Annotated in this window: 23 protein-coding genes; 7 read left to right on the forward strand and 16 right to left on the reverse strand. The window is 67.9% G+C overall.

The features are described from left to right. The gene (xdhC, locus tag OG522_RS02620; protein ID WP_329461270.1) at positions 1-810 is read left to right on the forward strand and encodes a xanthine dehydrogenase accessory protein XdhC; all 810 of its coding nucleotides are present in this window, start codon (positions 1-3) and stop codon (positions 808-810) included. 254 nt (positions 811-1,064) lie between these two features. Here the strand turns inward: xdhC and OG522_RS02625 are convergent, their stop codons facing one another. The 7 genes from OG522_RS02625 to OG522_RS02655 all read right to left on the reverse strand — a co-directional run bounded on the left by OG522_RS02625 (position 1,065) and on the right by OG522_RS02655 (position 8,588). Continuing rightward, positions 1,065-1,568 carry a nucleoside deaminase gene (locus tag OG522_RS02625; protein WP_329461271.1) on the reverse strand — a complete coding sequence of 168 codons (504 nt, stop codon included), beginning with the start codon at positions 1,566-1,568 and terminating at the stop codon, positions 1,065-1,067. A gap of 731 nt (positions 1,569-2,299) precedes the next feature. After that, the gene (locus tag OG522_RS02630) at positions 2,300-2,917 is read right to left on the reverse strand and encodes a histidine phosphatase family protein (protein ID WP_443074648.1); all 618 of its coding nucleotides are present in this window, start codon (positions 2,915-2,917) and stop codon (positions 2,300-2,302) included. 5 nt (positions 2,918-2,922) lie between these two features. After that, positions 2,923-3,402 (reverse strand): SRPBCC family protein, encoded by a 480-nt coding sequence (locus OG522_RS02635; protein ID WP_329461272.1) that lies wholly within the window; start codon positions 3,400-3,402, stop codon positions 2,923-2,925. Positions 3,403-3,621: 219 nt separating this feature from the next. Then, positions 3,622-5,433 (reverse strand): carbamoyltransferase family protein, encoded by a 1,812-nt coding sequence (locus OG522_RS02640; protein ID WP_329461273.1) that lies wholly within the window; start codon positions 5,431-5,433, stop codon positions 3,622-3,624. A gap of 22 nt (positions 5,434-5,455) precedes the next feature. Further along, positions 5,456-6,502 carry an NAD(P)/FAD-dependent oxidoreductase gene (locus tag OG522_RS02645; protein WP_329461274.1) on the reverse strand — a complete coding sequence of 349 codons (1,047 nt, stop codon included), beginning with the start codon at positions 6,500-6,502 and terminating at the stop codon, positions 5,456-5,458. Between the two features lie 85 nt (positions 6,503-6,587). Next, positions 6,588-7,547 (reverse strand): hypothetical protein, encoded by a 960-nt coding sequence (locus OG522_RS02650; RefSeq protein WP_329461275.1) that lies wholly within the window; start codon positions 7,545-7,547, stop codon positions 6,588-6,590. Between the two features lie 858 nt (positions 7,548-8,405). Further along, positions 8,406-8,588, reverse strand: a complete 183-nt coding sequence (locus tag OG522_RS02655; RefSeq protein WP_329461276.1) for a hypothetical protein — start codon at positions 8,586-8,588, stop codon at positions 8,406-8,408. A 1,064-nt stretch (positions 8,589-9,652) separates the two neighbouring features. Here OG522_RS02655 and OG522_RS02660 point away from each other — a divergent pair. From OG522_RS02660 to OG522_RS02670, 3 genes are read left to right on the forward strand one after another with little or no spacing between them, the layout of a single operon-like run. Further along, the gene (locus OG522_RS02660) at positions 9,653-10,663 is read left to right on the forward strand and encodes an ABC transporter ATP-binding protein (RefSeq protein ID WP_329461277.1); all 1,011 of its coding nucleotides are present in this window, start codon (positions 9,653-9,655) and stop codon (positions 10,661-10,663) included. Next, positions 10,660-12,018 carry an ABC transporter permease gene (locus OG522_RS02665; protein ID WP_329461278.1) on the forward strand — a complete coding sequence of 453 codons (1,359 nt, stop codon included), beginning with the start codon at positions 10,660-10,662 and terminating at the stop codon, positions 12,016-12,018. Before OG522_RS02660 ends, OG522_RS02665 begins: the two co-directional genes overlap by 4 nt. A 4-nt stretch (positions 12,019-12,022) precedes the next feature. Continuing rightward, positions 12,023-14,779 carry an alkaline phosphatase family protein gene (locus tag OG522_RS02670; RefSeq protein ID WP_329461279.1) on the forward strand — a complete coding sequence of 919 codons (2,757 nt, stop codon included), beginning with the start codon at positions 12,023-12,025 and terminating at the stop codon, positions 14,777-14,779. 233 nt (positions 14,780-15,012) lie between these two features. Here OG522_RS02670 and OG522_RS02675 read toward each other — a convergent pair whose 3' ends face one another. Then, positions 15,013-15,354, reverse strand: coding sequence for a hypothetical protein (locus OG522_RS02675; RefSeq protein WP_329461280.1), 342 nt, complete (start codon positions 15,352-15,354; stop codon positions 15,013-15,015). 421 nt (positions 15,355-15,775) lie between these two features. Further along, positions 15,776-16,957 carry a glycerophosphodiester phosphodiesterase gene (locus OG522_RS02680; RefSeq protein WP_329461281.1) on the reverse strand — a complete coding sequence of 394 codons (1,182 nt, stop codon included), beginning with the start codon at positions 16,955-16,957 and terminating at the stop codon, positions 15,776-15,778. Positions 16,958-17,682: 725 nt separating this feature from the next. Between OG522_RS02680 and OG522_RS02685 the strand changes: the two genes are divergently transcribed. Both OG522_RS02685 and OG522_RS02690 read left to right on the forward strand, forming a co-directional pair. Further along, positions 17,683-18,246 (forward strand): papain-like cysteine protease family protein, encoded by a 564-nt coding sequence (locus OG522_RS02685; protein ID WP_329461282.1) that lies wholly within the window; start codon positions 17,683-17,685, stop codon positions 18,244-18,246. 10 nt (positions 18,247-18,256) lie between these two features. After that, positions 18,257-19,120: a hypothetical protein gene (locus OG522_RS02690; RefSeq protein ID WP_329461283.1), complete on the forward strand. Its 864-nt coding sequence runs from the start codon at positions 18,257-18,259 to the stop codon at positions 19,118-19,120. A gap of 505 nt (positions 19,121-19,625) precedes the next feature. On the opposite strand, the gene OG522_RS02695 is transcribed toward OG522_RS02690, so the two are convergent. From OG522_RS02695 to OG522_RS02715, 5 genes are all read right to left on the reverse strand, one after another. Further along, the gene (locus tag OG522_RS02695; RefSeq protein WP_329461284.1) at positions 19,626-19,781 is read right to left on the reverse strand and encodes a hypothetical protein; all 156 of its coding nucleotides are present in this window, start codon (positions 19,779-19,781) and stop codon (positions 19,626-19,628) included. 68 nt (positions 19,782-19,849) lie between these two features. Continuing rightward, positions 19,850-20,311 carry a hypothetical protein gene (locus OG522_RS02700; protein ID WP_329461285.1) on the reverse strand — a complete coding sequence of 154 codons (462 nt, stop codon included), beginning with the start codon at positions 20,309-20,311 and terminating at the stop codon, positions 19,850-19,852. Between the two features lie 496 nt (positions 20,312-20,807). Continuing rightward, positions 20,808-21,329 (reverse strand): HAD domain-containing protein, encoded by a 522-nt coding sequence (locus OG522_RS02705; protein ID WP_329461286.1) that lies wholly within the window; start codon positions 21,327-21,329, stop codon positions 20,808-20,810. A gap of 159 nt (positions 21,330-21,488) precedes the next feature. Then, positions 21,489-22,346, reverse strand: coding sequence for an oxidoreductase (locus OG522_RS02710; protein WP_329461287.1), 858 nt, complete (start codon positions 22,344-22,346; stop codon positions 21,489-21,491). Beyond that, positions 22,343-22,564, reverse strand: a complete 222-nt coding sequence (locus OG522_RS02715) for an Atu4866 domain-containing protein (protein ID WP_329467456.1) — start codon at positions 22,562-22,564, stop codon at positions 22,343-22,345. The genes OG522_RS02710 and OG522_RS02715 overlap by 4 nt, the downstream gene beginning before the upstream one ends. 203 nt (positions 22,565-22,767) lie before the next feature. Here OG522_RS02715 and OG522_RS02720 point away from each other — a divergent pair, with 203 nt between their 5' ends. Continuing rightward, entirely contained in the window at positions 22,768-23,610 is an 843-nt protein-coding gene (locus tag OG522_RS02720) for a helix-turn-helix transcriptional regulator (RefSeq protein ID WP_329461288.1), read from the forward strand. A 149-nt stretch (positions 23,611-23,759) separates the two neighbouring features. On the opposite strand, the gene OG522_RS02725 is transcribed toward OG522_RS02720, so the two are convergent. Both OG522_RS02725 and OG522_RS02730 read right to left on the reverse strand, forming a co-directional pair. Beyond that, positions 23,760-24,536, reverse strand: a complete 777-nt coding sequence (locus OG522_RS02725; protein WP_329461289.1) for an Atu4866 domain-containing protein — start codon at positions 24,534-24,536, stop codon at positions 23,760-23,762. Positions 24,537-24,685: 149 nt separating this feature from the next. Beyond that, positions 24,686-26,080, reverse strand: coding sequence for an amidohydrolase family protein (locus tag OG522_RS02730; RefSeq protein ID WP_329461290.1), 1,395 nt, complete (start codon positions 26,078-26,080; stop codon positions 24,686-24,688). Positions 26,081-26,085: the final 5 nt, after the last annotated feature.

The raw sequence follows: 26,085 nt of genomic DNA on the forward strand, positions 1-26,085 counted from the left end.
ATGACGTGGGTCGCCGCGGTCGCACGGTTGCGGGCACGTCGGGAGTCCGGCGTGCTGGTGACCGTCGCGACCGTGCGCGGCCATGCCCCACGCGACGCCGGCGCCAAGCTGGTGGTGGGGCATCGGCGGACGTGGGGCTCGATCGGTGGCGGCAATGTGGAAGCCGTCGCGATCGACCGGGCCCGGGAGATGCTGGACGCGTCCAAGCCCGAGCCGGAACTGATCGACTTCGCCCTCAACGACAAGGTGACCAACCAGCACGGCGTTCAGTGCTGCGGCGGCACGGTGTCGGTGCTGCTGGAGCCCCTGCCGGTGGTACGGGCGGTGGCGGTATTCGGCGTCGGACACGTCGGGCTGGAGCTGGCGCGCATCCTGGCCCGCCAGGATCTCGACCTCCACCTCATCGACTCCCGCGCCGACATGCTCACCGAGGAGCGGCTCGACGTCCTGGGGGACGCGGTGGCGCAGGTGCATGTGCACCACACGCCGCTGCTGCCCGAGGAGGTCCTCGAAGAGCTGCCGCGCGGCACCCATGTGCTGATCATGACCCATGATCACGCCGAGGACGCCGCGCTGTGCGACGCCGCCCTGCGCACCAGCCACCTCGGGTCGATCGGGCTGATCGGCTCGGCGGCCAAGTGGGTGCGGTTCCGCAAGCGGCTTTCCACCGAGGGCGGTCACGACGACGCCACCATCGACCGGATCAAGACGCCGATCGGGCTGGCCGACATCACCGGTAAGGAGCCCGCGACGATCGCTGTGAGCGTCGCTGCTGATTTGCTGCGCACCTTCGAAACCGAGGGCGACTGACCATCTACCGGGATCGACGACCCGGATCGACAAAGGTGCCCCGCGCGCGAGCGTTCGCTCGCATGCGGGGCACTCTTATTCTTTTCGGCACCGAGCGCCCGCTTGACCCGCTTCTCGACGCTGGATTCCGTCTGGTGCGGCAGGGAGCGGAAGATTCCCACCAGTGCGGAACTTCCAGGTATTTCAAGCATGTTGGCGATGAGTGCAACAAAGCGAGTTGAAGCACCCATCGCGAATCAACATCAAACGAACTCTCAGTAGTCGACGCGGTCGGACTTGGCGATCCACGCGTCGAACGGCGCCGTACGGTTCACCATCTCCACGCGCTCGACCTCCATCGGCCACAGTTCCGCGGGCTGCTTCTCGAACAGGTCGTAGAACTTGCGGTCGTCGAAACCGGCCACCGCGGCGTCGTCCCGATCAGCCGCGAAGATGATCCGGTCGACTCTCGCCCACAGCGCGGAGGAAAGACACATCGGGCACGGCTCGCACGAGGTGACCAGGACGCAGCCCTCAAGCGAGAAGGTGCCCAGCGTCTGGCAGGCGGCACGGATCGCGGTCACCTCGCCGTGCGCCGTCGGGTCCAGGTTCGACGTGACGTTGTTGTTCCCGGTCGCGACGATTTCGCCATCCTTGGCGATCAGTGCGCCGAACGGACCGCCGCCGTTCTTCACACTGTCGGTGGCAAGGCCGATGGCCTCGTCCATCCAGGTGCGCTCAAGCTCCTGGATGCTCTTCTCTTGAGTGTGCGTGGCCATGGTCTCTCCTGTGTCGCAGCTGTGGGGACTCCCCGGATGCTCTGCCCGCGCGGCATCGCGACGGGCAGAGCATCCGGGCAACAAATGGGGATCCGTGGGTGCCGCCTTGCGATCAGGTCGGTGGGCGGCACTCGCGGGAGATCGGCGCGGCTGGGCGCCGACAATGTGTTCCGGTGAGACCGGGGTGCGGGCCGGGTTCGATCCCGGCCGTGTTCCGTCCGATTTCAGCGGGCCGTCGCCGATTCCACTGGTGAACGACTCATTGAGGTCCTGCGAGGTGCGGGCGGGAGAACGCCGGGTGGTCATCAAGAAACCTCCACTGTCCCTTCAGGGCTTCGTTCACTCGCTGTTAATCCGGAATAGCGCAAGTACATCTGCCCTGGCCTGCCGGGGAAAGTCACCGAAACCCTAAAGGAGTTGGCTGGTCAGCTGGCCCCTCTTGTAGAGTCGTACGAAGCCGGGCGACGGCTCCGGCCCGTCGATCCGGGGTAACCCGGCGGCTGGGTTGATCTCGATCCGTGAACGGCGGGGTTCGGCCGTCGACAGGCCCGTCGGTTCACACAGAGTGATCCCGTGCCATTCGGGAGCCGTGCGCGACCCCGCCGGTGCGCCGGGATCCCCAGGTCCGTATGCACTGGTCAAAGCCATCGCGTGGAGCAATGTGGTGGAGCTGCGTCCCACGTCATGGGGTCCGGCGCATGTGATGTGTGCCGGACCCCAGGACGTGCGATTCAGTTCAGGTGGTGGGTGTCGTTGAGGGCCTGCACCGTGGCGATGCCGTCCGCGTCGTACGTCACCGTCGACAGGGAGGCCGCTGCGACTTCCATGCGGAACAAACTGTGTGGTGGGGCCTGGAGGGCGAGCCGGATCAGGGTTCTCAGTGGCCCGACGTGGGAGACCACCACAACCGTGGCGCCGGCGTACTGGGCCAGGAGGCCGTCTCGTACGGCGGCGGCCCGGCGGGTGACCTGTTGCATGGTCTCCCCTGCGCCCGAAGGTGGTGTCTCGGGCGAGGCGAGCCATGCGCTCAGGTCGTCCGGGTAGCGTTCACGTACTTCCGTGAAGGTCAGACCCTCCCAGGCGCCGAAGTCCGCTTCCCGCAGGTCCGGGTCGACCTGGATGCTCTGGCCGAGGCCCGCGGCCACGGTCAGGGCGGTCTCCCGGCAGCGCCGCATCGGTGACGTGACGACCGCCTCGATGTCGCCGCGGTGGGCGAGGGCGTCTGCCGTCGCCTGGGCTTGACGGCGTCCAGCCGGTGAGAGTCCCGGGTTGGACCCCCCGCTGCCGGAGAGCCGTCGTTGCGGGGTGAGCAGGGTTTCGCCGTGCCGCAGCAGCACGAGCGTCGTCACGTCACTCACTGCGCGGTCTTCGCGAAGTGGTCTCGTACGGCGTCGGTCTGCTTCTCCATGACGCCGATGATGGCTGCCACCACGTTCAGGTCGGCGTCGTCGGCGATCTCCAGGGTCCGCGACCAGTCGAAGAAGCTGCGGGCCGGGTCGTTGGTGATGGCGTGCACGCGGATGGTGGCCTCATAGCTGGCGACTCCGCTGGTGGGAGCGATGGCCCGGTAGGACTGGGTCTTGTTGATCTCGTCGCGGGCGGCGATCTCCTGCTGGACGAGACGGCCGTTGAGCGTGAGCTTGAAGTCGTAACGGGCCGGGACCGTCTCGACCGAGCCGCCTTCCGTCCAGGTGACGTCCCTGTGGATGTCCAGGTCGCCCGGGGACACGATGTCCAGGATCTGCATGGCGTCGCGGACGGTCGCCCACACGGTGTCCGGGTCGGCCTCAAGGATGGTCGAGTGGTACATGGTGTGCTTGCGCTGAATCTGCATGGGTTTGCTCCTTCTTCTGGTGGTCGATTCGGTCGATCGTGGTGATCCACGCGTCGAACGGAGCGATGCGGTCGGGGAGGCCGAGCTGTACGACCCGCATCGGTCACGCTTCCCGGGGCTCCGTCTCCAACCGGCCTTGGAAGCGGCGGTCGCCGACTCAGGCCACCGCGGCGCCGTCGCGGGCGGCGAAGACGTGCCGCTCGACGCGCGCCCACGTGGTCATCGCGTGGACCCCGGGGAGTCGTTCTTGGTGATGAGGTGGTTTCCGAGGACCAGATAGTCGATCTCGGTGCCCATGAAGCAGGCCAGGGCGTCGGTGGGGGTGCAGACGATGGGTTCGCCGGCGACGTTGAACGAGGTGTTGATCAGGCAGGGCGTGTCGGTGAGTTCGATGAACTTCCGCAGCAGTGCCGTAAGCCGTGGGGTTCCCTCTTCTGTCAGGGTCTGGATACGGGAGGTGCCGTCCACGTGTACGGCCCCGGGGATGCGGTCCTTGTATTCGTCGCGGACGGGGAAGACGAAGGTCATGTACGGGGAGCTGGTCTTACGCCCCATGTCGAAGATCTTCGGCGCCTGCTCTTCGAGGACAAGGGGAGCGAACGGGCGGAAGGGTTCCCGGTGCTTGACCCGGGTGTTGATGATGTCCTTGATGTCGGTGAAGCCGGGGTTGGCGATGATGCTGCGATGCCCGAGCGCGCGTGGCCCGTGCTCGACGCGGCCTTCGACCCAGCCGATGACGACCTTCTTCGTCAGCAGCTTCGCCACCTGCTCGATGACCTCGTCGTCCTCCAGACGCGAGACGAGGACGCGGCCGGTGAAGCCCTCAAGGGCCTCCTCGATCGCGGCGTCGTCATAGGCCGGGCCCAGATAGGGGGTGACGGGTGCGGCGGCGAGGGCGCCCGCGGGATCGGTGTCGGGGTGGTTGAGCCAGGCGTGGGCCGCGGCTCCGATGGTGATGCCCGTGTCGGAGGCGCCGAAGCTGACCTGCATGTCATCGAAGCGGGACCCCTCGAACATCGGGGTGTTGTTCAGGCAGTTCAGGGCGACGCCACCCTCGAACAGCAGCCGGTCGAGATCCGTCCTGTTCTCCAGGTGACGGACCTGGTGGGCGGTGGCGACGTTCAGCATCTGCTGCGCGGCGGCGGCGACACGGGCCTTGTATTCGAGGGTGTCTTCGAAGGGTCCGAAGTACTCCTCGAACAGGGCATCGTGGCTGTGCAGGTTGTCGGTCTGAAGGGGCTTGGTGAAGGTGTAACGGCCGCCGTCATGCAGCGTCAGAAGCTGCTCGATGAACGGGTTCGGAGTCGGGGGGTTGGTGTATCCGGCCAGGCCCATCACCTTGTACTCGTCGTTGTTGGGGACGAAGCCGAGGAAGCGGGTGATGGCGGAGAACAGGGTGCCGATGGAGTACTCGGCCCCGGTGACGGTGTCGTCGAAGACGGTGATCCGGCCGTCGCGGATCTCGCCCATCAAGGTCGAGAAGCGTTCGGCGCGCCCGTCGCTGACGAGGAACGCGGCGTCCTTCATGCCTGCGAGGTAGTAGCCGGTCGTGGCGTGAGCCAGGTGGTGCGGGACGAAGCGGACCTTGGCCGGATCGGGACGGTGTCCGGTGCGGGCTTCGAAGTCCGCGAGGATCGCTTCGTGGCTGACGATCTGATCGAACAAGTCCGCTATGTCGCTCATGAGATCGGCCTTCGCGGCCTGCGGCATCGGCGAGGTGCGAATGCCGTTCAGGATCTCGTTCAGAACTTGGGTGGACCAGTCCCAGGGGAAGGCGAACAGGTCGACGTCATCGAACGTGATTCCGGCTTCCTTGAGGCACCAGTCGATCGCGTTCGTGGGGAAGTCGGTGGTCTTCTTCTCCCTGTTGAGGCGTTCTTCCTCCACCGCGGCGACGAGGCGGCCGTCCATCAGGAGTGCGGCGGCGGCATCGTGGCCCAAGAGGTAATGCTTGTTGATGCCGGTCGCACCGAGGCGTTCGGAGAAGAACTCCGACACCCGGCTGAAACCGTTACATCCCAGAACAATCACGGTATTTCTTCCTGTTTTGAGGCTACTTGGCGATCAGCAGGTCGCGGAGCTTTCCCCCGGCCGCGGGTGCCTGACACAGACCGGCACCGGTGAAACCGGCCGCGTACAGGAAGCGGCGGGTGGGGTGTTGGCCGATGAAGGCGGTGTTGTTGGGGCTGGCATCGAAGTCGCCGGTCCACGCGCGATGCAGGCCGATGCCCTCCAAGGCGGGGAACAGGGTGCCGAGATGGCCGCTGATGCGGCCGAGCCAGGCTTCGCGTGCTTCCCCGGCCTTGGGTACGCCCATGGCGAGGAGGATGCGGTCCTTCCACGAGCGGATCCGCAGGCCGGATGTGGCATGCATCGTCATGGGCATCTCGCGGTGCGGGAAGGGCGGAATATCGGTGAACAGCATCTCGATCGCGTGGGGTGTCATCGGCAGGTCGACCGATGCCATGGATGCCACCTCGCCGGACCAGGGCCCGGCCGCACACACAATGCTGTCCGCCTTGATGCTGCCCCGGGGGGTGTGGACGGTGTTGTCGTCGTCGATACGTGTGACGGGTATGTGGGTGAACAGATCGGCGCCGTGATTGCGGGCGGCGGCGGCGTAGCCACGGACGATGTCCAGGCTGTCTACGTGGTACGCCTCGGGAGACCAGGCGGCGGCCAGGACGGCGCGTTCGTTGACCAGCGGATTGAGTCCGGATGCTTCGCGGGCACTGATCAGGCCGACTTGGACGCCGGCGTCCTGCTGGGCTTGATGGGTGGCCTCGAATTCGGCGATCTGCTTTTCATCGGTGAACAGCACCATGAACCCGAGCCGCCTCAGGGCGAGAGGGGTTGCGGTGTGGCGGGCGAAGTCGTGGTAGGCGTTCAGGCTGTCCACGGCCATGCGCCCGGTGTGGGGATCGCCGGGGAAGTAGGTGCGGACCATGCCCGCGGTGTGCGCGGATGCTCCACCGCCGAGGCCACCGCGCTCCAACAGCACGGTGTTCACGCCGGCTTCGGCGAGGTGGTAGGCGGCGGAGGTTCCGATCACTCCCCCGCCGATGACGACGGCGTCAGCGCGGGCAGGCAGGGCGCTCAAGGGCTTCTCCTGTGATGTGGGCTTCTGGTGGCGGGGATGCGTACGGGTGTCGTCAGCTGCGCGGCGGACTCCGCTCCGGCCATGGCTACGCGCCTGTCTTGACGCCCTGCTGGCGCAGGTGGTCTCCGGTCTCCCACGGGTACAGCTGGAGGTTCCAGCCGCCGAGGCAGTTGATGTAGAGGGCCATCTGGCTGGTGACGGCGTAGAAGTCGTCACGGTCGAGGCGGTTGAGGACGTCGAGGAAGCGCTGGGTGAACGCCCAGAGCTTCTCCAGGCCGCAGTAACCCAGGAACTCGGCGGGGACACCCACCAGGAGGCGAGCCATGTGGACGAGGGAGTCCATCGGCATGTCCTGGACGGCGGCGCGGACGAGTCCGCCGTAGGCGGCGTAACCCAGCGGCCGGGTCTCACCGTTGACGAACAACAGGGTGGGAAGGACAGTGCCGAAGTTGCCTGCCTGGGAGGGGATGATGCCCTGGTGGAGGCCCTCCAGTTCGGCCGGGGGCGCGAGCCAGATCTTCTCGGTCTCGGCCGCGATGTCGGCGATCAGGTGGCTGGCGGCCGTGTTGGTGGCCTGGAGCATCGGGATGCGGTGACCACCCGGCCCACCTGCGCGGCGGACTTCGGCGAGGATCTGCTTCTTCGTGGAGTAGACGGCGTCCCAGATCGCGGCCCCGGCTTCCAGCAGGGCGGGCATGTCCGCCTCACGGATCTGGCCAACGGGGGTGGCGGGCATCGGCTCGGTCAGGGTGCCGTACTTGATGCCCAAGTGCTGCAAGCCGGAGCAGAACACGGTGCCGTTGGGGGCCTCGCGCCGGTCGGGGATACGGGTGGTGTGGGGGGTGTGCAGGAGCGTGGGTATGGGCGCTACGTGGTAGAGGTGTTCCCCCGCTATGAGGGCGTGTCCCTGGAGACTCTGGTAGGGCAGGGACTCCCACAGGGCGTCGGCCAGTGCCGGGTTGCGGTCGTCAAGGTCGGCGGTGACCGTGATGCCGAAGTTGGGCCAGGAGATCTCGATCTGACGGGCAGACAGCTTCTCGGACAAGGCTTTTCCCGTTCGTTGATTCGGCTTGTCCGAGGAGTACATCCCCAGCCGGAGAGATCCAACAGGCGTCAAAACCATGAAACTTGATCATCCCGAGACCCATGGTTTTCGTGTGTTTCTACTGAACCGCAGCTCAGGTGGGCTGGCGCGGTGGCGGCTCCCGGGATGTCCGAGTTGGAATGGATCGTCGCTTTCCCGAAGCGAGTTGGCCGCGCTCGCCGGGTAACTGGTGAGCAGTCTCAGGAGGTTCAGGGGCAGTGGGAGTAACTGGCCGACCCCGCAGACATGTTGTTCCGTCGGGCCGAACAGAACCGAGCCGAAGGGGGACGCCGCTGATGCGGCGGCTCCGGCGGAAGCGCAGGTGGCGGGGCCCGCCGGGCAGTTGATCTCGCACCGCCGCCGCCAGCCCCTTCGGCACCCGACGGCACCGCGCCGGCCAGCCGGAACAGTTCATCGTGGCGAACGGTCAGACACGCATGGAACTCACCCCGGAAGCATGCGACGACTGCGCCCCGGACCACCACGACAAGGCCCGAGTCCGCCACCGAATCAACCACGACGCACGTCAAGTGCGGTAATAGGTAAGCAAGTTCAACGAAGCACACCTGGAGGTTGCCCGCCCGATGTGGGGCGCCACATCAGCCCCCGACCAGCAACCCATCTCCACATGGGAACGGAACAAGGCTGAAACCACTGGAGTTCGGGAGGCGAAGAGCTCAACTCCCCCGAGCGGGGGCACACCGACTCTGGCTGCACCCCCGAGCGGGGGCACACCAACTCTGGCTGTGCCCCCGCCTGTCAGACATCCGCGGCGTTCAAGACACGCCACGGTTGGAACCATCGGGTGAGGTTGCCGGGTCAGAGGAGGCCGACGACGACGCCGACCAGGTTCAAGACGAGGCCGACGACACCGCCCAGGCCACCACCCCCGTCCAGGCCACCGCTGTCGGCGGCCTGGGCGGGAGTGGCTAGCGCGATGCCTGCCAGCGCTAGAGGGACAGTCGCCGAAGTGGCGACGGCGAACCGGCGAAAGGGGCTCATGACATGACTCCCAGAGGTGTGTGTTGGTGCACGGGTGGTGTGGGCTGGCAGTTCCCCGCCCGTAGGCCCCTCGCATCGGCGTACTAAGGCGTATGCGAGCTTCCAGGGACGCTTGAACCACCAGGGCGCCGCGACATGCGCGACAAGCCAATAACAGACATATCAGACAGGCACTACCTCCGCCAGCCACGTCCCATCCCCGATACTGCAAGCGTGGAGCGGGCCGTCGTAGCGGGCATCCACGGGCGGCGAACCAATCCGGCGCCGACTCGTCGAACAGCCCGGTCTCCCAGTAGACACACCGACACAGGGCCCCCGTCATAGTGAGAAGCCCAGCGGCCGTACCCGGCCCACCGAGGGCCGTCCCGGCCCCACCCCCGCGCACACCCGCAGCCCCGAAACCCGCCACGCTCCCGGGCCCAACCATGCAGTCCGGCATGGGCGTTCCCATCGGGGCGGGACGCGAGGCGCCGCAGACGACGTAGCAAATGGCTTAGCAGATACGGCGATTCGACCGTCGCCCGTTGCCTGCCAACGGCGGTGCACACGCGCCGGATGAGGCGGGTCGGCGTGCCTGACAACGGCGGTGCACGCGGGCCGGATGAGCGGGTCGGCCGAAGGTGGCTAGCGCCGCGAAGCATCCCCACACGGCGAGCAGCCGCCCATTGGGCCGACCCTCTCTCCCCCCGCCCAGCCGACGGCCCCGGCCGCCGAAACAACCGCGACGGCAACCGGCAACCCGCAGCCGACAGCACAGAAAGCCGGAGCCGCCAGCACCACGGCAGCACTGCCGATACCCCGCTGACATCCGCCGCTCCGATGGACATGCACTCCATAGTGTCCGGTACGGCGCACGTGGGGCGGCGGTACGGACCATCTCATCTCCCCTGTCCTGCAGGCCAGTTGCGCGCCCGCGTCACCGTTTCCCGACCGTCAAAAACGAGACGGCTGCCGCCGAGAGTGATGTGGGTCACCTCTCGTTCCCGTAGCGTTCAACTCCTCGTCCCTGCAGGCGTTGTACGCACTTCCCTATGGTCCTTGGGGTTCTTCGAAAGAGGGGGCGCATGAACACACTGCCGGCACTCCGGGCACGCGAGATCACCAAGTGCTTCGGGGACGTCGTCGCGCTCGACAGCATTGACCTGAATGTGGCGCAGGGTCAGGTCCATGGCCTGGCCGGACCGAACGGGGCGGGCAAGACAACCTTGCTCGGCCTCCTGCTCGGACTGGCCATCCCCGACAGCGGCCGCCTCGAAATCCTGGGCACGCCAGTGGGGCGGGCGCTCGCCGCGCCGGACGGTGTCGCCGGCTTCGTGGACGGGCCCGGTCTTTACCCCTCGCTCACCGCCCGGCAGAACCTCGCCGCGCTGGCCGCGCTACGCGGGCACGACGCGCGGACGGCGGGGATCGACGACGTACTCGCACGGGTCGGGCTCACCGATGTCGCCGACGACCGGACCCGCGGGTTCTCGCTCGGGATGCGCCAGCGGCTCGGGCTCGCCGCCGCCCTGATCACCAAACCCCGACTGCTCGTGCTCGACGAACCGTGCAACGGCCTGGACCCGGCCGCCAAGAGGCACGTACACGGTGTCCTCACCGAGCTCGCCGCGGACGGAACCAGCATCGTGCTTTCCAGCCACCGCATGGACGACCTCGAAGCGCTGTGTTCCGAGGTCACCATCCTCGCCACCGGACGGGTCGTCTTCTGTGGGCCGCTGAGCAAGCTCGCCGCCGAGAACGACGAACTCGACTACCGGCTGCTCACCTCCGAGCCACAGGCCGCCCGTCGGCTGGCATCCGAGACGGACGGGATCCGGGTCACCGCCGCCACCCAGGGGCGCCCCGACCCCGGCGTGCTGATCGTTCGCGCCATCGTGCCCGCCCTTGACGAACTGGTACGGCGGCTCGTTCGCGCGGGCATCGCGTTGCGCGAGCTCGCACCCGTGGTCTCGCCACTCGAAGCGGCGTTCCTCTCCCTCACCGGGCAATCGACCGACCAACCGGCCCCGTCTGCCGCCAGGCAACCATCGCCGCGCGGGAAGCGGCGGACCGAGCCGCAGGAGGCCAACCGATGACCACCACCCTCGCCGCCCGGTCCGCCTCCGGCATCCGTCGCGTATCCGTGGTTCGCGGCTACCGCTTCGAGCTGGTCAAGCTCGTATCGCAGTGGCGAGTACGCCTGCTGGTCCTCGCGTGCTGGACCGTTCCGGCCGTCTTCGTCGCCGCGGTCAGCCAACAGAGCACGCTCCCCTCCGACACCCTCTTCGGGCGCTGGATGCTCGCCACCGGGTGGGCGGGGCCGCTGGTGACGCTGGGTTTCGCGGGCACTTGGGCACTCCCCTTGCTGACGTCGGTGGTCGCCGGTGACGTGTTCGCCTCGGAGGACCGGCTCGGTACCTGGCGTCACCTCCTCGTGGCGGTGCGGTCGCCGCGGCGGATCTTCGTGACGAAGGCGCTGGCCAGCCTCACGGTGATCCTGCTACTCGTGGCAGGCCTCGCCTGTTCCAGCACGGCCGGGGGGCTCTTGGCGGTCGGCAACCACCCCCTGGTCGGCCTCGACGGGCACACCCTGAGCGGCTCGGAGGCCGCCGGGAAGGTCCTGCTGGCCTGGCTCTGCGTGCTCGCCCCGACCCTCGCCCTCGCCGCGATCGGCCTGCTGGGATCCGTCGCCCTCGGACGCTCCCCGATTGGGCTGTTGCTGCCCGCGCTCGTAGCGCTCGCGATGCAACTCGCCCAGATGCTGCCGTTGCCCACCCCGGTACGCCTCGCGTTGCCGAGCTACGCGTTCATCGCCTGGAACGGGCTGTTCACCAGCCCGGCCCAGGCCGGACCGCTCCTGATCGCCGTCGTGGTCAGCCTGCTCTGGGCCGCGACCGCGACCGGGCTGGCCCATCTCCTCTTCGTACGGCGCGACTTCACGAATCCGGCGCACGACGGCTCGGGGCGCCGCGCGCTCACCGCCGGTGCCCTGCCCCTCGTCGGGCTCCTCGTGGTGACGGTCGTGGTGGTCGCCGTGGCGACCCCGGCCGCCGGTTCCGGCATCGGGCAGGACAAGGTGCAGCGCTCGGTCGCGACGGCCTTCGCCCACCTCTACCGCTCACAGGCCGAGCAGCTCAACCGGCCGCGTGTCACCGAGGCGCAGCTCAAGGCCGCCGCGGCGTGCACCAAGGGCAGCGTCCAGACGGGCGCCCAGGGGCCGGGCAACGACTGGCGCTGTGTCGTGTCCTGGCACCTCCCTGACGTCGAGGCCACCGGGCAGGCCGTCTACCAGCTCGACGTCACCGCAGACGGGCGGTACGTCGCCGACGGCGACGGGCCGAAGGAAGTGAACGGCTACTTCCTGGTGCGGACTCCGCACGGGGACGCACCGAACCCGCTCTGGCAGTTCGACGGCAACGTCGAGCTGCTTTCCGCCACCCCGAAGGGATGACCCCATGCAGGTAACACGCCGCCGCAGGCGTGTCGAGGAGCATCGTTCCGGCCTTCTGCCCGGACGCCTCGGCCGCCGGAGACCTCTCGCCACGGCGGGTGCCGTCGTTCTCGCGCTGGCCCTCACGGGCACGGCCTTCGCCCAGACCCACCAGTTCGGGACCGATCAGGTCGGCCAGGTCACGCCGCACGGCCAGGTCATCTCCAGCGACCAGTACGTAGCGCCGTACGGCGACCGTCTCGTGATCAACAACGGCAAGATCATGTCGTCCTCGGTCAGCCCGGACGGCAGCCACCTGGCGGCCTCGGTCACCGACGGCGGTCTGGCGCTGACGATCGTCAACCTCAAGAGCTGGAAGGTGCAGCAGCGCGTCGGGAACAACGCGTCCGCGGACCTGCGGATCAGCGGCAACGACGTGGGCCAGGAGGGCCCGACGTACTCCCCCGACGGCAAGCAGCTCTGGCTCGGCCAGAGCGACGGCTACACCAAGTTCACCGTCAACCCGGACGGCACCCTGGCCGGCCCCACGTCCGTGAAGATCCCGGCGGACGGGGCCAAGCAAGCCCTGGTCGGCGCGGCGGTGTTCGCTCCCGACGGGTCGACGGTCTACGCAGCGGTCAACGGCCAGAACCGGGTGGTCGCCATCAACGCGGCGACCGGCGCCATTCAGCGGAGCTGGGCCGTCGGCAACGCGCCGCGCGACATGGTCCGGATCGGCTCGAAGCTGTACGTCAGCAACGAGGGCGGGCGTCCCGCGAAGCCCGGCGACAGCACGCTCAACTCATACAACACCCAAGTGCCGGCCGACCCCGTGACGGGGGCGACCACGACCGGCACCGTCAGCGTCATCGATCTGGGTCACCCGGCCGCCGCCGTCACGAGCATCGACGTCGGCCTGCACCCGACCGCGCTGTACGCCAAGGACCGGGCGCTGTTCGTCACCAACACCGCCACCAACGACGTGTCGGTCATCGACACCGCGAAGAACAAGGTCGTACAGACGATCTCCACCAAGCCGTGGCCCGAGGCTTCGGTCGGCTACGAGCCCGACGCGGTGACGCTCACCCACGACGGCCATCTCCTGGTGACGCTGGGCCGCGCCAACGCGGTCGCCGTCTACCGGTACACGACCCCGCAGGAGCCGGTCAGTTACGTCGGTCTGCTCCCCACGGACTACTTCCCCGCCGAGATCGCCACCGTCGGCAACCAGGTCGTCGTCTCCAACACCCGCGGGATCGACGCCCGCCGCACCGGCAACCCCGCCGGGCACGGCACTCATGACACGACGTCGAGCCTTCAGCGGTTCACGCTGCCGAGCGACCGCGTCATCAAGTCCCAGACCGCCAAGGTCTTCCAGCAGAACGGCTGGACCCGCGGCGCCGTCGACAAGGCCAACAGCGCGAGCCGCGCGAAGCCGGTGCCCGTGCCGGTGCGGCTCGGCGATCCTTCGACGATCAAGCACGTGTTCCTCATCGTCAAGGAGAACCGGACCTACGACCAGGTCCTCGGTGATGCCTCGCAAGGCAATGGTGACCCGGCGCTGGCCGAGTTCGGCGAGAACGTGACGCCGAACCAGCACGCGCTGGCCCAGCAGTTCGGCCTGTTCGACAACACCTACGACATCGGTACGAACTCCGCCGAGGGGCACAACTGGCTGATGCAGGCCGACGACCCGGAGTACACCGAGTCCTCGGCCGGTGAGTACGCGCGCAGCTACGACACCGAGGACGACGCGCTCGGCCACCAGCGCACCGGTTTCCTGTGGACCGGCGTCCGGGCGGCCGGCAGCTCCGTGCGGGACTTCGGCGAGTTCCAGCAGTTCCTGACCAAGCCGGCGGCCGCGAGCTGGCAGAACCTGTACTGCGACACCAAGAACATGGCGTCGACGGGCCAGGGCACCGCCTACCCGTTGGTCTCGTCCTCACCGATCCCGTCCCTCAACGACGTTTCGGTGCACGGCTTCCCGAAGTTCGACACCAGCGTCCCGGACATCTACCGGGCCGAGATCTGGAAGCGCGACTTCGACAAGAACGGGCCATCGAACCTCAACATGCTCTGGCTCTCCAGCGACCACACCGGCGGCCCGGCCAACGCGCCCGCCCAGGTCGCGGACAACGACCTCGCGACCGGCCGGATCATCGACACGATCTCGCACAGCAAGTACTGGAAGGACTCCGCGATCTTCGTGGTCGAGGACGACTCCCAGGCCGGTCTCGACCACGTCGACGGCCACCGGGCGCCGATCCAGATCATCAGCCCCTGGGCCAGGCACGGCGTCGTCGACAGCCACTACTACTCGCAGATCACGATGATCCGCACCATCGAGCAGATCCTCGGGATGCACCCGATGAACCAGAAGGACAGCGCGGCCAGCCCGATGGCTGCCGCCTTCACCGGGAAGCCGGATCTCACGCCGTTTACCGCGCTGCCCAACCGCATTCCACTGACCGATGGCCTCAAGACCCCGCCGTCCTGCGGCGTGGACACCCCGGCGCCCCAGAACCCGCGCGCGGCGGCTGTGCCCGCGACTAAGGTGCCGGCCGACAAACAGGCGCTCGCGACGGAGTGGGACGCCTGGAAGGCGCAGCAGCGGCTCACCGGCCCTGACGCCAAGCCCGACTTCGCCAACCCCGCCCAGATGAATCACCTCACCTGGTACCAGACACACAGCTGGACCAAGCCGTACCCCGGCGAGAACAAGATCTACGCGCCGAAGGACGTGCCCGGCGCTTACATCCCGTCAGCGGAGAACGACGGCTGACGCAATGCCCAAGCCGGGGGCCCCGACCAACGTCACATGCGGCCGGGGCCCTTGGCTGTGGTCACGCCCGTGGGGTGGTGATCGCCGCCTCCCCGAACCACGCGAGGACGGCCACGATCCCGCTCTGCGCGCACAGTTGGCCGCCGCGGTCGCGCCGCCACCACGTGTCGTTCGAGTCGCGCAGTGCGCTCCCCGGTGCCCAGCCGGCGGCTCGGCACCGGGGCTGCCTGTCCTTACTTCTCGAAGGCGGCGTTGTTGCAACCCATGCTGGAGCCCAGCTTGTTCTGCTGCGCACCCGCGTTGCCCTCGCCGTTGAGCGCGCCTCCCAGCACGCCGTTGAGGACGCCGACCGCACCGAGGACGTCGATGTTCAGGTCGTGCGACCGGCACTGGGTGCCCTGGGAGACGTTGAAGACATCGCCCTTCCCGCCTCCCTTTCCGCCATTCTCTCCGTCGCTGGAGAAGGAGTTCGTCCCGCCCCGGCTCCCACCATGGGCGTTCGCGGTGCCTGCGCCGAGGAGGCCAACGCTGCCCAGCACGGCGATCACAACGGCGGCCTTACGAAGCTTGCGCAATTTCATCTCCGGTAGGTCGAACGGAAGCAATCAGGAGTTGATCGACTTCGTACGACCACGAAAACTAATGCGGGATATGCCCTAACTCCTCAGCGACACGCTGAATTTCACGACTGCCGCGATCTGAATCCGCCCCGCTAATCCGATACTCGCACCCCCGGTGACCTCAGGACATCGGCCGCAGCGAACGGATCGGGGCGAACCGCAGAGCATTGCCGCGGAGCCAACTCCGAGTGCACGACGTCCACTTGTGCCCCACAGCCATCACCTGGGCACAAGAATCGGCTCCGGAATTCGGAGTTGGCATCCGGTTCCGCTGGGCGGACGATTTCAGCCTCCCGACCGCGGGCAATCCGGAGGCGGGATCAATAGTTTGCCGAAATAAGTACGCGGGCGGGTGGGGCTCTGGCCCGGGGGCGGGTCAGTGCCGGCGGAACTCCTCGGCGGCGAGCAGCGCGGTGTCCGGGTCGTCGGAGAACAGGCCGTCGATTCCGGTCGCGAAAAGCGCCCTGAAGTACGCGAGCGAGTTGCCGTAGTCGCCGGGGTTCTTGCCGACCCGGAAGTCCAGCGGCAGGAAGCTGTTCTCGTTCCGCACGGTGTACGGGGTGAGGAACAGACCCGCGGCATGCGCGTCACGGACGAGGGTGGTGGGCTCGCCGAGTTTGCCCTTGTCGTCCTGCGCGATGATCTGCGGCAGCCAGGGACCGATGCCCTGGGCGAAGCCGGCGATCCACTTGAGCCCCTCGGGCTTGAGGAGGTCGGCGGTGGTGCGCGGGTCGCCGGACTCGACGAAGTCCGCGGGCCTGACGGACGGCTCGTCGAGCAGGACGGTCTTGGGGCACTTCACGCCCAGTTCGCTGAGCCGCTGGAGGCTGCTGGGCTCGAAGGACTGCAGGAGGTTGGGAGCGTGCGCGGTGTGCCGGCCGTAGCGGCGCAGCAGCTTGGCGAGCGGCTCCTCGATGCCGAGGCCCAGCTTGCGGAAGTAGGTGGGGTGCTTGGTCTCGGGGTAGATCCATATGGGGCGGCCGCGGCGGCGTCCCTCGCGCTCGGCCCACTGGAGGACCTCTTCGAAGGTGGGCACCTCCCAGTAGCCGTTGTACATGGTGTTGTGCTGGCGGAGATCGGGGATGCGCTCCTTGGCGCGCAGGGTCTTCAGCTCGGCGAGCGTGAAGTCCTCGGTGAACCAGCCGGTGATCTTCTTGCCGTCCACGGTTTTGGTCGTCTTGCGGCCGGCGAACTCGTGGTGCTCGGCGACATCGGTGGTGGCGGAGATGTCGGGCTCGTGTCGGCAGACCAGGTGTCCGTCCTTGGTGGGGACGAGGTCACCGGCCTCGATGACGTCCGCGCCCATGTCGAGGGCGAGTTGGTAGGAGCCGAAGGTGTGCTCCGGGCGGTAGCCGCTGGCGCCACGGTGGCCGATGACGAACGGCACGGGCAGTTTCGCGGGCCGCCCCGCGGGCGTCGGCCGTGCCGCCGGGTCACGGTCCGCCGGCCCCGTGCCGGCCGCGTTCGCCTGTCCCGCGCCGGCCAGTACCACCGCTCCGGCGCCCAGGGCCGCAGCCCCCAGTACCGTCCGCCGCCCCGGCTCGTGCCGCTTGTCCATGCCGCGCTCCTTGCTCTGTGTCGGGCCCGCGATACCTGGTGGAGATCCGGGTATTTCAGGGTTTTCCGGTACGTCAACGTGCTCCGGTAGGCCACTTCGCACGCCTCCCGGAAGCACCTTGATCGTAAGCACGGGCGGGTGATGCCCATGAGACGCGGGGGGTCTCGCCAGGAATGGCTGCAACGCTCACCGACTCTGCGTATGGCTCCCGTGGCCCGGAGGGCCGGTCAAATACCCGGTGTTCATCATCGGCAATGACGAGCACGTCAAGGCCGAAGGATCGCTTGAAGACCAGGGGCCACAAGGGCTGGCCCATGTCCTGGTTCTCCGGCGCCTTCGGGACTGGGCCCGTGGTGAATCGCCCCGGATGGTCCGGGCTCGATGCTGGAGTGCCGGGTGGGCACATGAGGCGTGACAGCGCCTGATGTGAGCAGCGCAAGGACTTCGAGGACGGTGGGTACGTCCACCTGCCTCCTGTAGCCCGGAGTGTCTGGGCGGGCGGTCCGAGCCGTGGGACCCCGGGAAGGGCCCCGTCCGCCTGCACTTGGTGTGAGCAGCGGGATCGTAGGACGTACCGAGCACGTCGACCTGCACACCGCTTATATGGTTATTCACCCTTACGGGCATACTTTCTGCGTACGCTCTATATGTCGATTTCATTTCACGCTGTCATATTCCTGCCAGATCACCCGGCACTCATCGCATTTACGCGGGAAGGCAGGAAGATGGGCAGATTCACGCTCGCGACCACGGCGTCGGCCATCGCGCTGACGGCTTCGGGATTGCTTGTCGCCGTCGGAGGCCCGGCACATGCCGAGGCGGGGCAGGACACCATCAGCATGTACAAGCAGGAGAAGACCCAGTGGTGTTGGGTCGCCTCCGGCCTGACGATCGCCAAGTTCCAGGGCCTCGGCAGCACGCAGACGGACTTCTGCAACCGGGCCCAGCCCGCCTACGGCTGCAACAACCAGCCCGCCACCCTTGACGACATGGCAAGGGGTTGGGGCAGCCTCGGCATGTCTCATACCGGCTCGGGCCTGAGCACCGCGGCCACGTTCAACCAGGTCTACACCGACGTCAAGGCGGCCCATCCCATCGGCGCGCGCATCGGGTGGACCTCCGGCGGTGGCCACATGAACGTGGTCTACGGCTTCGACACGTCGAACAACACGATCGCGGTGGCCGACCCATGGCCGGACACCGCCACGTACACGTGGTGGAACTACAACGACTACGTGAGCAACAGCTCGTCCAAGTGGACCCACTCCCGCATCGGCATCTCCCGCTAAGGCAGGCGACATGCGCGAAACAAGAACGTCCAGCCGTCGGGCGGCCTCCCGCCTGACTGCCATCCTGGTACTGAGCGCGTCCGCACTGCTGTCCATCGTCGGCCCCGTCCACGCGGCCCCGGCCAAGGACCCGCTTCCGGCGGACATCCCCGACTACCAGGCCGCCCTCGACCTGGTGAAGTCGACCAATGTCCGCGACGCCGTCTGCCGCTTCCTCAGCGTTCCGGTGCCCCAGGGTGACGGGGTCGGGACGGCGCAGCCGATCCCCGACAAGGCCGACCCGTGCCAGGGAATGCCGGCGTTCACCGTCAAGGACCCGTTGGCCCTGAACGAGATCACCGCCGGCTTCGTCGCGGGGACGTCCCAACCGATCGCCACCGAGGCGGTCAAGCTGAGTGGTCTGGTCTCCGCACTGAGCGCCTCCGTCAACGGGCGGAACGTCACCGTCATGCTCGCCCCCACCCAGGGCGGCGGCTGGCATCTGGCAGCCGTACGCGAGGGTGACAGCGACGCGACGTACGCCGGTAAGGGCACGCTGGGGACCCTGGTGTACACCGAGCCACAGATCCGCGGTTGGTACCAGCTGAAGTTGACCACGGTCGAGCCGCTCAACGACCAGGCACGGCAGGGTCTTGGCGGGCAGTCCTCGGTCTCACTGAGCGACTACCAGAAGCTGGTCAAGGCCCGTTACGCCGACAAGCTGCCCGGCTCGGAGTACGACAACAAGGGCATGTCCAGCGGCTACGGCACCGCGAAGAAGACGCAGGACGGCTCGCTTTCGACACCGGCACTCCTCGGCGGTTCGAGCGCGGCGCTCGCACTCGCGGGCGGCGCCTTCGTCCTCCTCCGCCGTCGGCGCAGCACCACGGGCTGAACCCAGCCCTCTTCGCCCCGGCCCCGGCATCCGGCCGGGCGCCGGGGCGAAGCCGTGCACCACAGCCCACGAGCGCGTTGAGACCGCGGACACCTGGGCGATGAACCCGCCGGCAACAGCAGCGAAGTATCCATGGACGACTCCCATGCCGCGGTCTTGCCCCACAACCGACAAACACCGTCCGGCCCCCACTGATCGGATGCGTCGGCCCACTCGGCGGGGCAACGCCGGGGTCGTGCGGTGGCAGAGGCCGGACATCTTGCCGTCGGCCGTCAGCGGTGCTGACGGCGGCGTCGGGGGTGTACGACGGCACCCGATTATGGGCGCGATCCACACCGGCAAGCCGTGGCGAGAAGGCGTGGGGTGGCAATGTCCAGTGGGGCAGCGTGAGAGCGATCCGGGATGCGCTTGGGCCCGCACCCGAATTGCAGGTGCGGGCCCAAGTGCCGTGAAGGGAGCGTCCGAGGGAAACAACTTCCCCTCAGCAACGTCCTGTTCGCCTCGTCTACCGGCGTTGCCACCAACGTGCCACGCCACCGATAGCCGCTGCGGCAGCGACCGCGAGTACCCAGCCGAGCCAGCCGCTGACCTGGGTCACCAGGACACCGGCGACCACGGCGGCTGCCACCACCGCGATGGATTTCGCACGGTTCGCTTTCAATTCAGCTGCCATCATGGGCTACTCCGAGTTCAGCGGTGTTGTCCGCGGACAACCGTGGATGGGGATGCTCAACAGGTCGAGATGCCGCTGGCGGCACCGGCGATGGCTCCGACTCCCGCGCCGGTCACCGCGCCAGGTGCGCATCCCGTCTCGATGTCGGCCACGCAGCCACCGACGGCCCCGCCGACCGCGTAGCCCTTCGACGCCTTGCCGACGCACGTGACCCAGCCCCAGAATCCATACGACTCGATGACAGGGGCCAAGTGGCCCTTAACCGACGTGCCGTTGATGGCGATGTGCTGGTAGACGGTGTCGCCCTTGAGTGTCCACGTCACCTTGTGGCGGACTCCGGAGGTGTCGATGACATCACTCGGAGTGAATTTCATGACCGGCTTACCTTTGGCGTTTACGTATTCGAAACCGCCTTCGGGGTTGGAAGCAAGATGGTCGCCGGTCGGAGCGGTGATCTTCCAGTAGGTGTCCCGTGCAAAGGTGGTGTCCTTGTCGGGCTTTGCCAGCAGATCGTTCACATCACCGTGAACGCCTGGCGCAGTGGTGGGGGTGGCTGCGTAAGAGGTCGTTGCCCCGCCGATGACTCCGGCTATCAGTGCTGTGCCGAAGGCGAAAGACGTAAGTGCGCGCATACTTCATCCCGTTGTTGTTGTGCTGTAAAACCGGCGGTTGGTCCTTCCGCCGTCCGAGACGCTACAGACGAAATGATCACGCCATCAAGCGGGGACCCGTCACCGCGGCCGATATCCCGAGACCGTCACCAAACCGGCACTCCAGAGTCACTCCAACTGTGCAAGCGCCGCCAAAACTCCAACCGACACGCGCCCGGTCCGTTTCGAGTGACTGGCTGACCTGGGTTTTTGCCCGAGGGGGCTATGCCACGTCCTGCGCGCCGACGAGTTGAAGACCACGACAAACCGCAGCTCGAAGCTGGCGGCGCTCCGTCCCACGGCTCGCCGTCCTCACGGATGGCGGCCCGTCCCTCCCGCAGTCTCTTCACGTGCCGCAGCTGTGTCAGGCCAACTGATTCAGCCACGAGTCGAGAGCCGCGAAGTCGCCGCCAGTCAGGCCATGGCGGGGATCGACACGATGGAGCAAGGCTTGCCCCGGATGATGAGCAGCGACCCAAGACCGATCCGTGTCGGTGATCTCGTCGTCAACCCAGGCGAACGGGCGTCCCGCAGCCCATCCGACAAGGGCACGGGTCTTCCAGTGCAGTCCGTTCCGTTCGTCCTGGTCGTCGATGTCGGACGGCTCCGGCCAGACCACCACTGCCAGCTGCGGCAGACCGAGGCGGGGCGCGATGCACTCGTTCGCGTCCGCCATCCATGTCGTCGCCCAGACCACTTCGCACGGGAGGGCCGCCAGCCGGGGCCCGTGCTCGGGATTGATCCTGGCCAGGAGCGGATTCGCGCCAGCACCATGCAGTTCGGGACCCGTCGCATAGGTCGGATACGGCTCTGACGCCGCGCCGAACGGGATGAGTGGGCCGTCGACATCGAGAAACAGCAGTGCACGCTGCACGGAACCAGCCACGCAAACACGATAGCCGTGGACTCGTGCCGGTCGACCAGGTCGCACGGGAACTGGGCGTACTCCGCGGCTTGGGCGGTGTGCGGCCGAAATGGCCGCCTCTGCCCGTCCCCGGCCCCATCCAGGGGGCCGCCCCGGCGCCGGGTTGCGGGCACAGGCGGTCTACGGCGTTTCGGTGGCGCGGGTGTAGTCGGTGGAGAGGGTGAGGTGTTCCCACGTGTCGAGGTCGTGGTCGACTGCTTCGCGTCCGGCCCGTACCAGGCGCAGGGCGTCGGACCCGAGGACGAGGTGGGCCGGGGGGTTCGGTTCTTCGAGGATGCGCAGGACGGCGGCGGCCGCCTTGTCCGGGTTGCCGAGTTGGTTGCCGCTCGCGGTCTGCCGGGCGGCTCGGATGGGCCCGAACAGGTCGTCGTAGTCGGGGACGGAACGCGGTGCGCGGACCATGGAGCGGCCCGCCCAGTCGGTACGGAAGGAACCCGGCTCGACGGCGGTGACGTGGATCCCGAAACCGCGGACCTCCTTGCCGACGGCTTCGAGGATGCCTTCGAGGGCGTACTTGCTGCCGCAGTAGGCGGAGACGCCGGGGAAGGAGGCCAGGCCGCCCATGGAGGTGACAGCCAGGATGTGCCCCCGGCGCCGCTCGCGCATGAACGGCAGGACGGCCTGCACGGTGGCGGCGGCGCCGAAGACGTTGACGTCGAACTGGGCGCGCAGGGCGGACAGCGGCGTCTCCTCGAAGGTGCCCTCCAGGCCGTATCCCGCATTCGCGATCAGTACGTCGACGGGGCCGACGGACTGCTCCACCTCACCGACCACGGCGAGGACCGCAGCGTCGTGGGTGACGTCGAGCAGGCGGGCGTGGGCGCGCTCGGGGTTGAGAGCGGTGAAGGCTTGAGCGTCGGCGTCCTTGCGGACGGTGCCGACGACGGTGTGGCCGGCGTCCAGGGCGGCCGTGGCGAAGGCGCGGCCGAGGCCACTGCTGACGCCGGTGATGAGAAGGATTTTGGTGGTGGTCGTCATGGCTGGTCTTCCCTGTACAGGACGAGGTGCTCGTGGAAGAGCACGCCGTCGCGGATGTCGCCGGTGGCGCTGAAGCCGGTGGCGTCGATGTAGTGAAGGTGGTTGCCGGTCACCGTGTAGCGGCCGGTGCAGGCGCTGCGGCGATCGCCGCGGGCCTCGTCGTAGCGTCCGTCGGCGCGGAGCTCCTGGCGGATGTGACCGTCCCCGGTCACCCACATCCCGACCACGTCCACGTCCACCTCACCGGCCCTGCGTCCGGCGGCTTCCTCCGGTCGGCTCGACTGCTCGTTCACCGTGTGCTCCTTCTCGTGGCCTGGTGCGATCACCAGCCTGCGCGGCCTGGGATACGGGAGCCAGGACGAGTCGTGCCTGGGTACGGCGCACCCAGGCACGCGAGTTGGGTGCCGCCTAGGCTGAAGGGGTGACCAGCAACGATCTCGGAGATTTCCTGCGTGCTCACCGTGCCCGCCTGCGTCCCGACGACGTCGGGCTCGCCTCATACGGCGCCCGTCGGGTGGCCGGGCTGCGACGCGAGGAGGTCGCCGTCCTCGCCGGCATGAACAGCGACTACTACGCACGTCTAGAGCAGGGCCGCGAGCGCAGCCCGTCCCCGCAGATCCTTGAGGCGATCAGCAACGCGCTGCGGATGAACGACGAAGCGCGGGAGCACATGTACCGGCTGGCGGGGACCGCACCGGAAGGTGAGCGGCCGCAGCCGAGAGAAACGGTGAGTACGGCGCTGCGGCAGTTGCTGGACGGATACCCGAACGCCGCGGCGTTCGTCCTGAACCCGGCCACCGACTTCCTGGCCTCGAACGCGTTGGCCGACGCACTGTTCTCACCGTTCGACACCATGGACAACATGGCCCGCATGACGTTCCTCGAACCGGCCGCCCGGACCTTCTTCACCCAGTGGGGGCGGGCAGCGGAGGCAGTCGTGGCGGCCCTGCGACACGCCACGGGCCTCGACCCGCACTATGGGCGCCTGAACGACCTCGTCCCCTCCCTGACCGAGGCGAGCGGGGAGTTCGCCGCCCTGTGGTCCTCGCACGCCGTCCACGGCAAAAGCCGTGATGCCAAGGACCTTGTCCACCCCGACGTCGGGCCTCTTGCCCTGACTTACCAGACCTTCGACGTCCGTGGAGCGCCGGGCCAGCAGCTGGTCATCTACCACGCGGAACCGGGAAGCCCCAGCGCCCAGGCGCTCGCCCTGCTCGGCAGCCTGCACGCCACACGCCACCAGCAGTCAGCCACGGAGCAGTAGCAACCCCGTATAGGCCCGCGCCCATCGCGCCACTGTGGCGATGGGCTCAGGTACGCGAGGTGCGTTATTCGGGATGCTGATTGCGCAGGGGCGGCACTGCCAGGAAGGCGCCAGGGACGCCCTGGATTCCTTGCCGGAGATGCGGGCGGTCAGCGTCGGGTGAATCGGTAGCCCGCGTGGTGCAGGTGGCCGTCCCTGAACTCGCCGAAGGCCCAGAAGCCCAGGTCGTCGAGGTAGTCGATGCGGTTTCCGTTGATCCAGTAGCGGCCCTGGTAGGCGCTGGGGCGATCCCCGCGAGCCTCGTCGTAGCGCCCGTCGGGCAGCAGTTCCTGACGTACGAAGTCGTTGTCGTCCACCCACATCCCGAGGAATGCATGCGCCTGATCGTGGGTGGTCTGCCCTTCGGGTGCCGCAACGGTGGCGGTGGTCGCGTTCAGGGGACGGACGTTCCAGAGTTCGGGAGCCGCCACGGCAGTGGTCGCGTCCAGAGGGCGGCCGTTCCAGAGGCGGACCTGTCCGCCGGTGACCAGGATGTCGAGGCGGCTTTCGTCGGGGGCGGCTTCCGTGCCGTCGGCGGTGCGGGGGGCGTCGGTCAAGCGCAGGACGGCGATGTCGGCAGCTTGGCCGGGGGTGAGGGTCGCTCCCCTGTGAGGCGTGGCGAAGTCGGCGGCGGCGGGGAGGACGAGGGTGCCCGCGCAGTCGATGACGATCATGTTGTCGTCGCCCGCTGCGGTCAGCAGGCCGGGGCCGATTCCCACGATCACGGTGCCTCCGATGAGGACATCGGCTTCCCTCCAGTCGCCCATTAGGGGATTGCCAGTGATCACGGTGCCGCCGGTCAGCAGGAGCGGCCGGCCGTTCGGGGCGCGCAGATCGCGCAACACGTCGCCGTCTCGGCACGGGTTTGTACGCGGAGTGGTGGTCATGCCAGTACCTGATTCGGTCGTGAGTGAGTGAGTGAGCGAGCGGCGGGCGGCGCGTGCCCGGGGCGAGAGCGCCTGCGCAAGGGTGTGGCACGGGCCGGGGAGAAGAGCGTGCTGCCTTCTCCCCGGAACGGGCAGGTGCGGAGCGGATGTCAGGCGGCCTGGGTGTTGAGCACGTACTCGCGCGAGGCGTGGACCTCGCCGCGCAGGGCGGGCAGGTCGACACCGAGGACCTGGCCGTTCCACTTGCGCACTTCGCCGTTGATGAGGACCGCGCTGATGTTGCGGGCGTCCGAGCCCAGGACGACGGTGCCGATCGGATCGTTGAGTGGCATGTTGTTGAGGTCCTCGGCCTGGATGACGAGCAGGTCGGCCTTCTTGCCGGCAGTGAGCGAGCCGGTGACGCCGGCCAGACCGTTGGTGCGGGCGCCCTGGAGCGTGGCGAAGTCCAGGACGTCGTGGGTGGTGATGCGTGCCTGCTGTTGGCCGGTGCCGTGGACGGCGTTGACCGCGCGCATCCGCTGGATGGCGTGCAGAGCCCGCATCTGCGTGAACATGTCGCTGACCAGGGCCACTTCGACGTCGATGCTCAGCCCCGGGCGGACCCCGGCCGACAGGGCCTCATCGATCGCCGGGATCGCGGTCTCCAGTCCGATCTGCGCGTCCGAGGTCGGGGCCAGCGCGATTGTCGTGCCGCTCTCCCCGATCGCCTTCCACGCCGCCGGAGTCAGGCCGGTGGCGTGGATGAGGGTGACTTCCGCGCCGAGGATGCCGTCCTTCGCCCACTGCCCGATGGCCTTCGAGGAGGACGCGCCGAAGACGGCATCAACACTCACCCCGATCCCCAACTCCTGTGCCGTACACGCGAGTTCACGACCAAAGGCGAGAGCGGGCCCGGCAATCTCGTCGGTGGCCAGCGCCGCCAGGCGCAGGGTCAGCAGGTGGTCGTCCCCGGAGAAGTACGTGTCCTTGAGGCGGGCCAGGTCACCGGGCCACTGCTTGGCCCAGTCACCGAAATGCGGGCCCATGGAGGCGTGCACGCCACGGATGCCGGTGTCGATGAGGGCTTGGACAGCGGCGTCGGAGTGCTCGGGGGTGCGGGAGTTGTGGGAGAAGTCGAGCATGCAGGTGATGCCGCTGTCGATCGCCGTCAGCGCGGCGAGCTTGGTACCGGTGTACATGTCGTTGGGCCGGTAGACGGTGGCGTAACCGGCGAGGGTGGACATCACATAGGCGCCGAGGTCGTCCACGTCCGGCATGATCCGGCGCAGCTGGGTCTCCCAGGCGTGCCGGTGTGTGTCGACGAAGCCGGGCATGAGGATGGTGCCGGTGGCGTCGACGACCACCGCGCCGTCCCGGCTCAGATCGGGGCCGATCGCGGTGATCGTGTCGCCCTCGACGAGCAGATCGGTGCCATCCAGGACTCCGGAACCGGGATCCATGGTGACAAGGGTCGCGCCGGTGAACAGAATGCGCCGCTTCGGGTCCGCGGAGCGGCGCTGAAGCTGTTCGAGCACGGCAGGGCTGGTGGTGCCGGAGGCGATCAAGGAAA

It is taken from the genome of Streptomyces sp. NBC_01431 (genome assembly GCF_036231355.1).
In the GTDB taxonomy this organism is placed as follows: domain Bacteria; phylum Actinomycetota; class Actinomycetes; order Streptomycetales; family Streptomycetaceae; genus Streptomyces.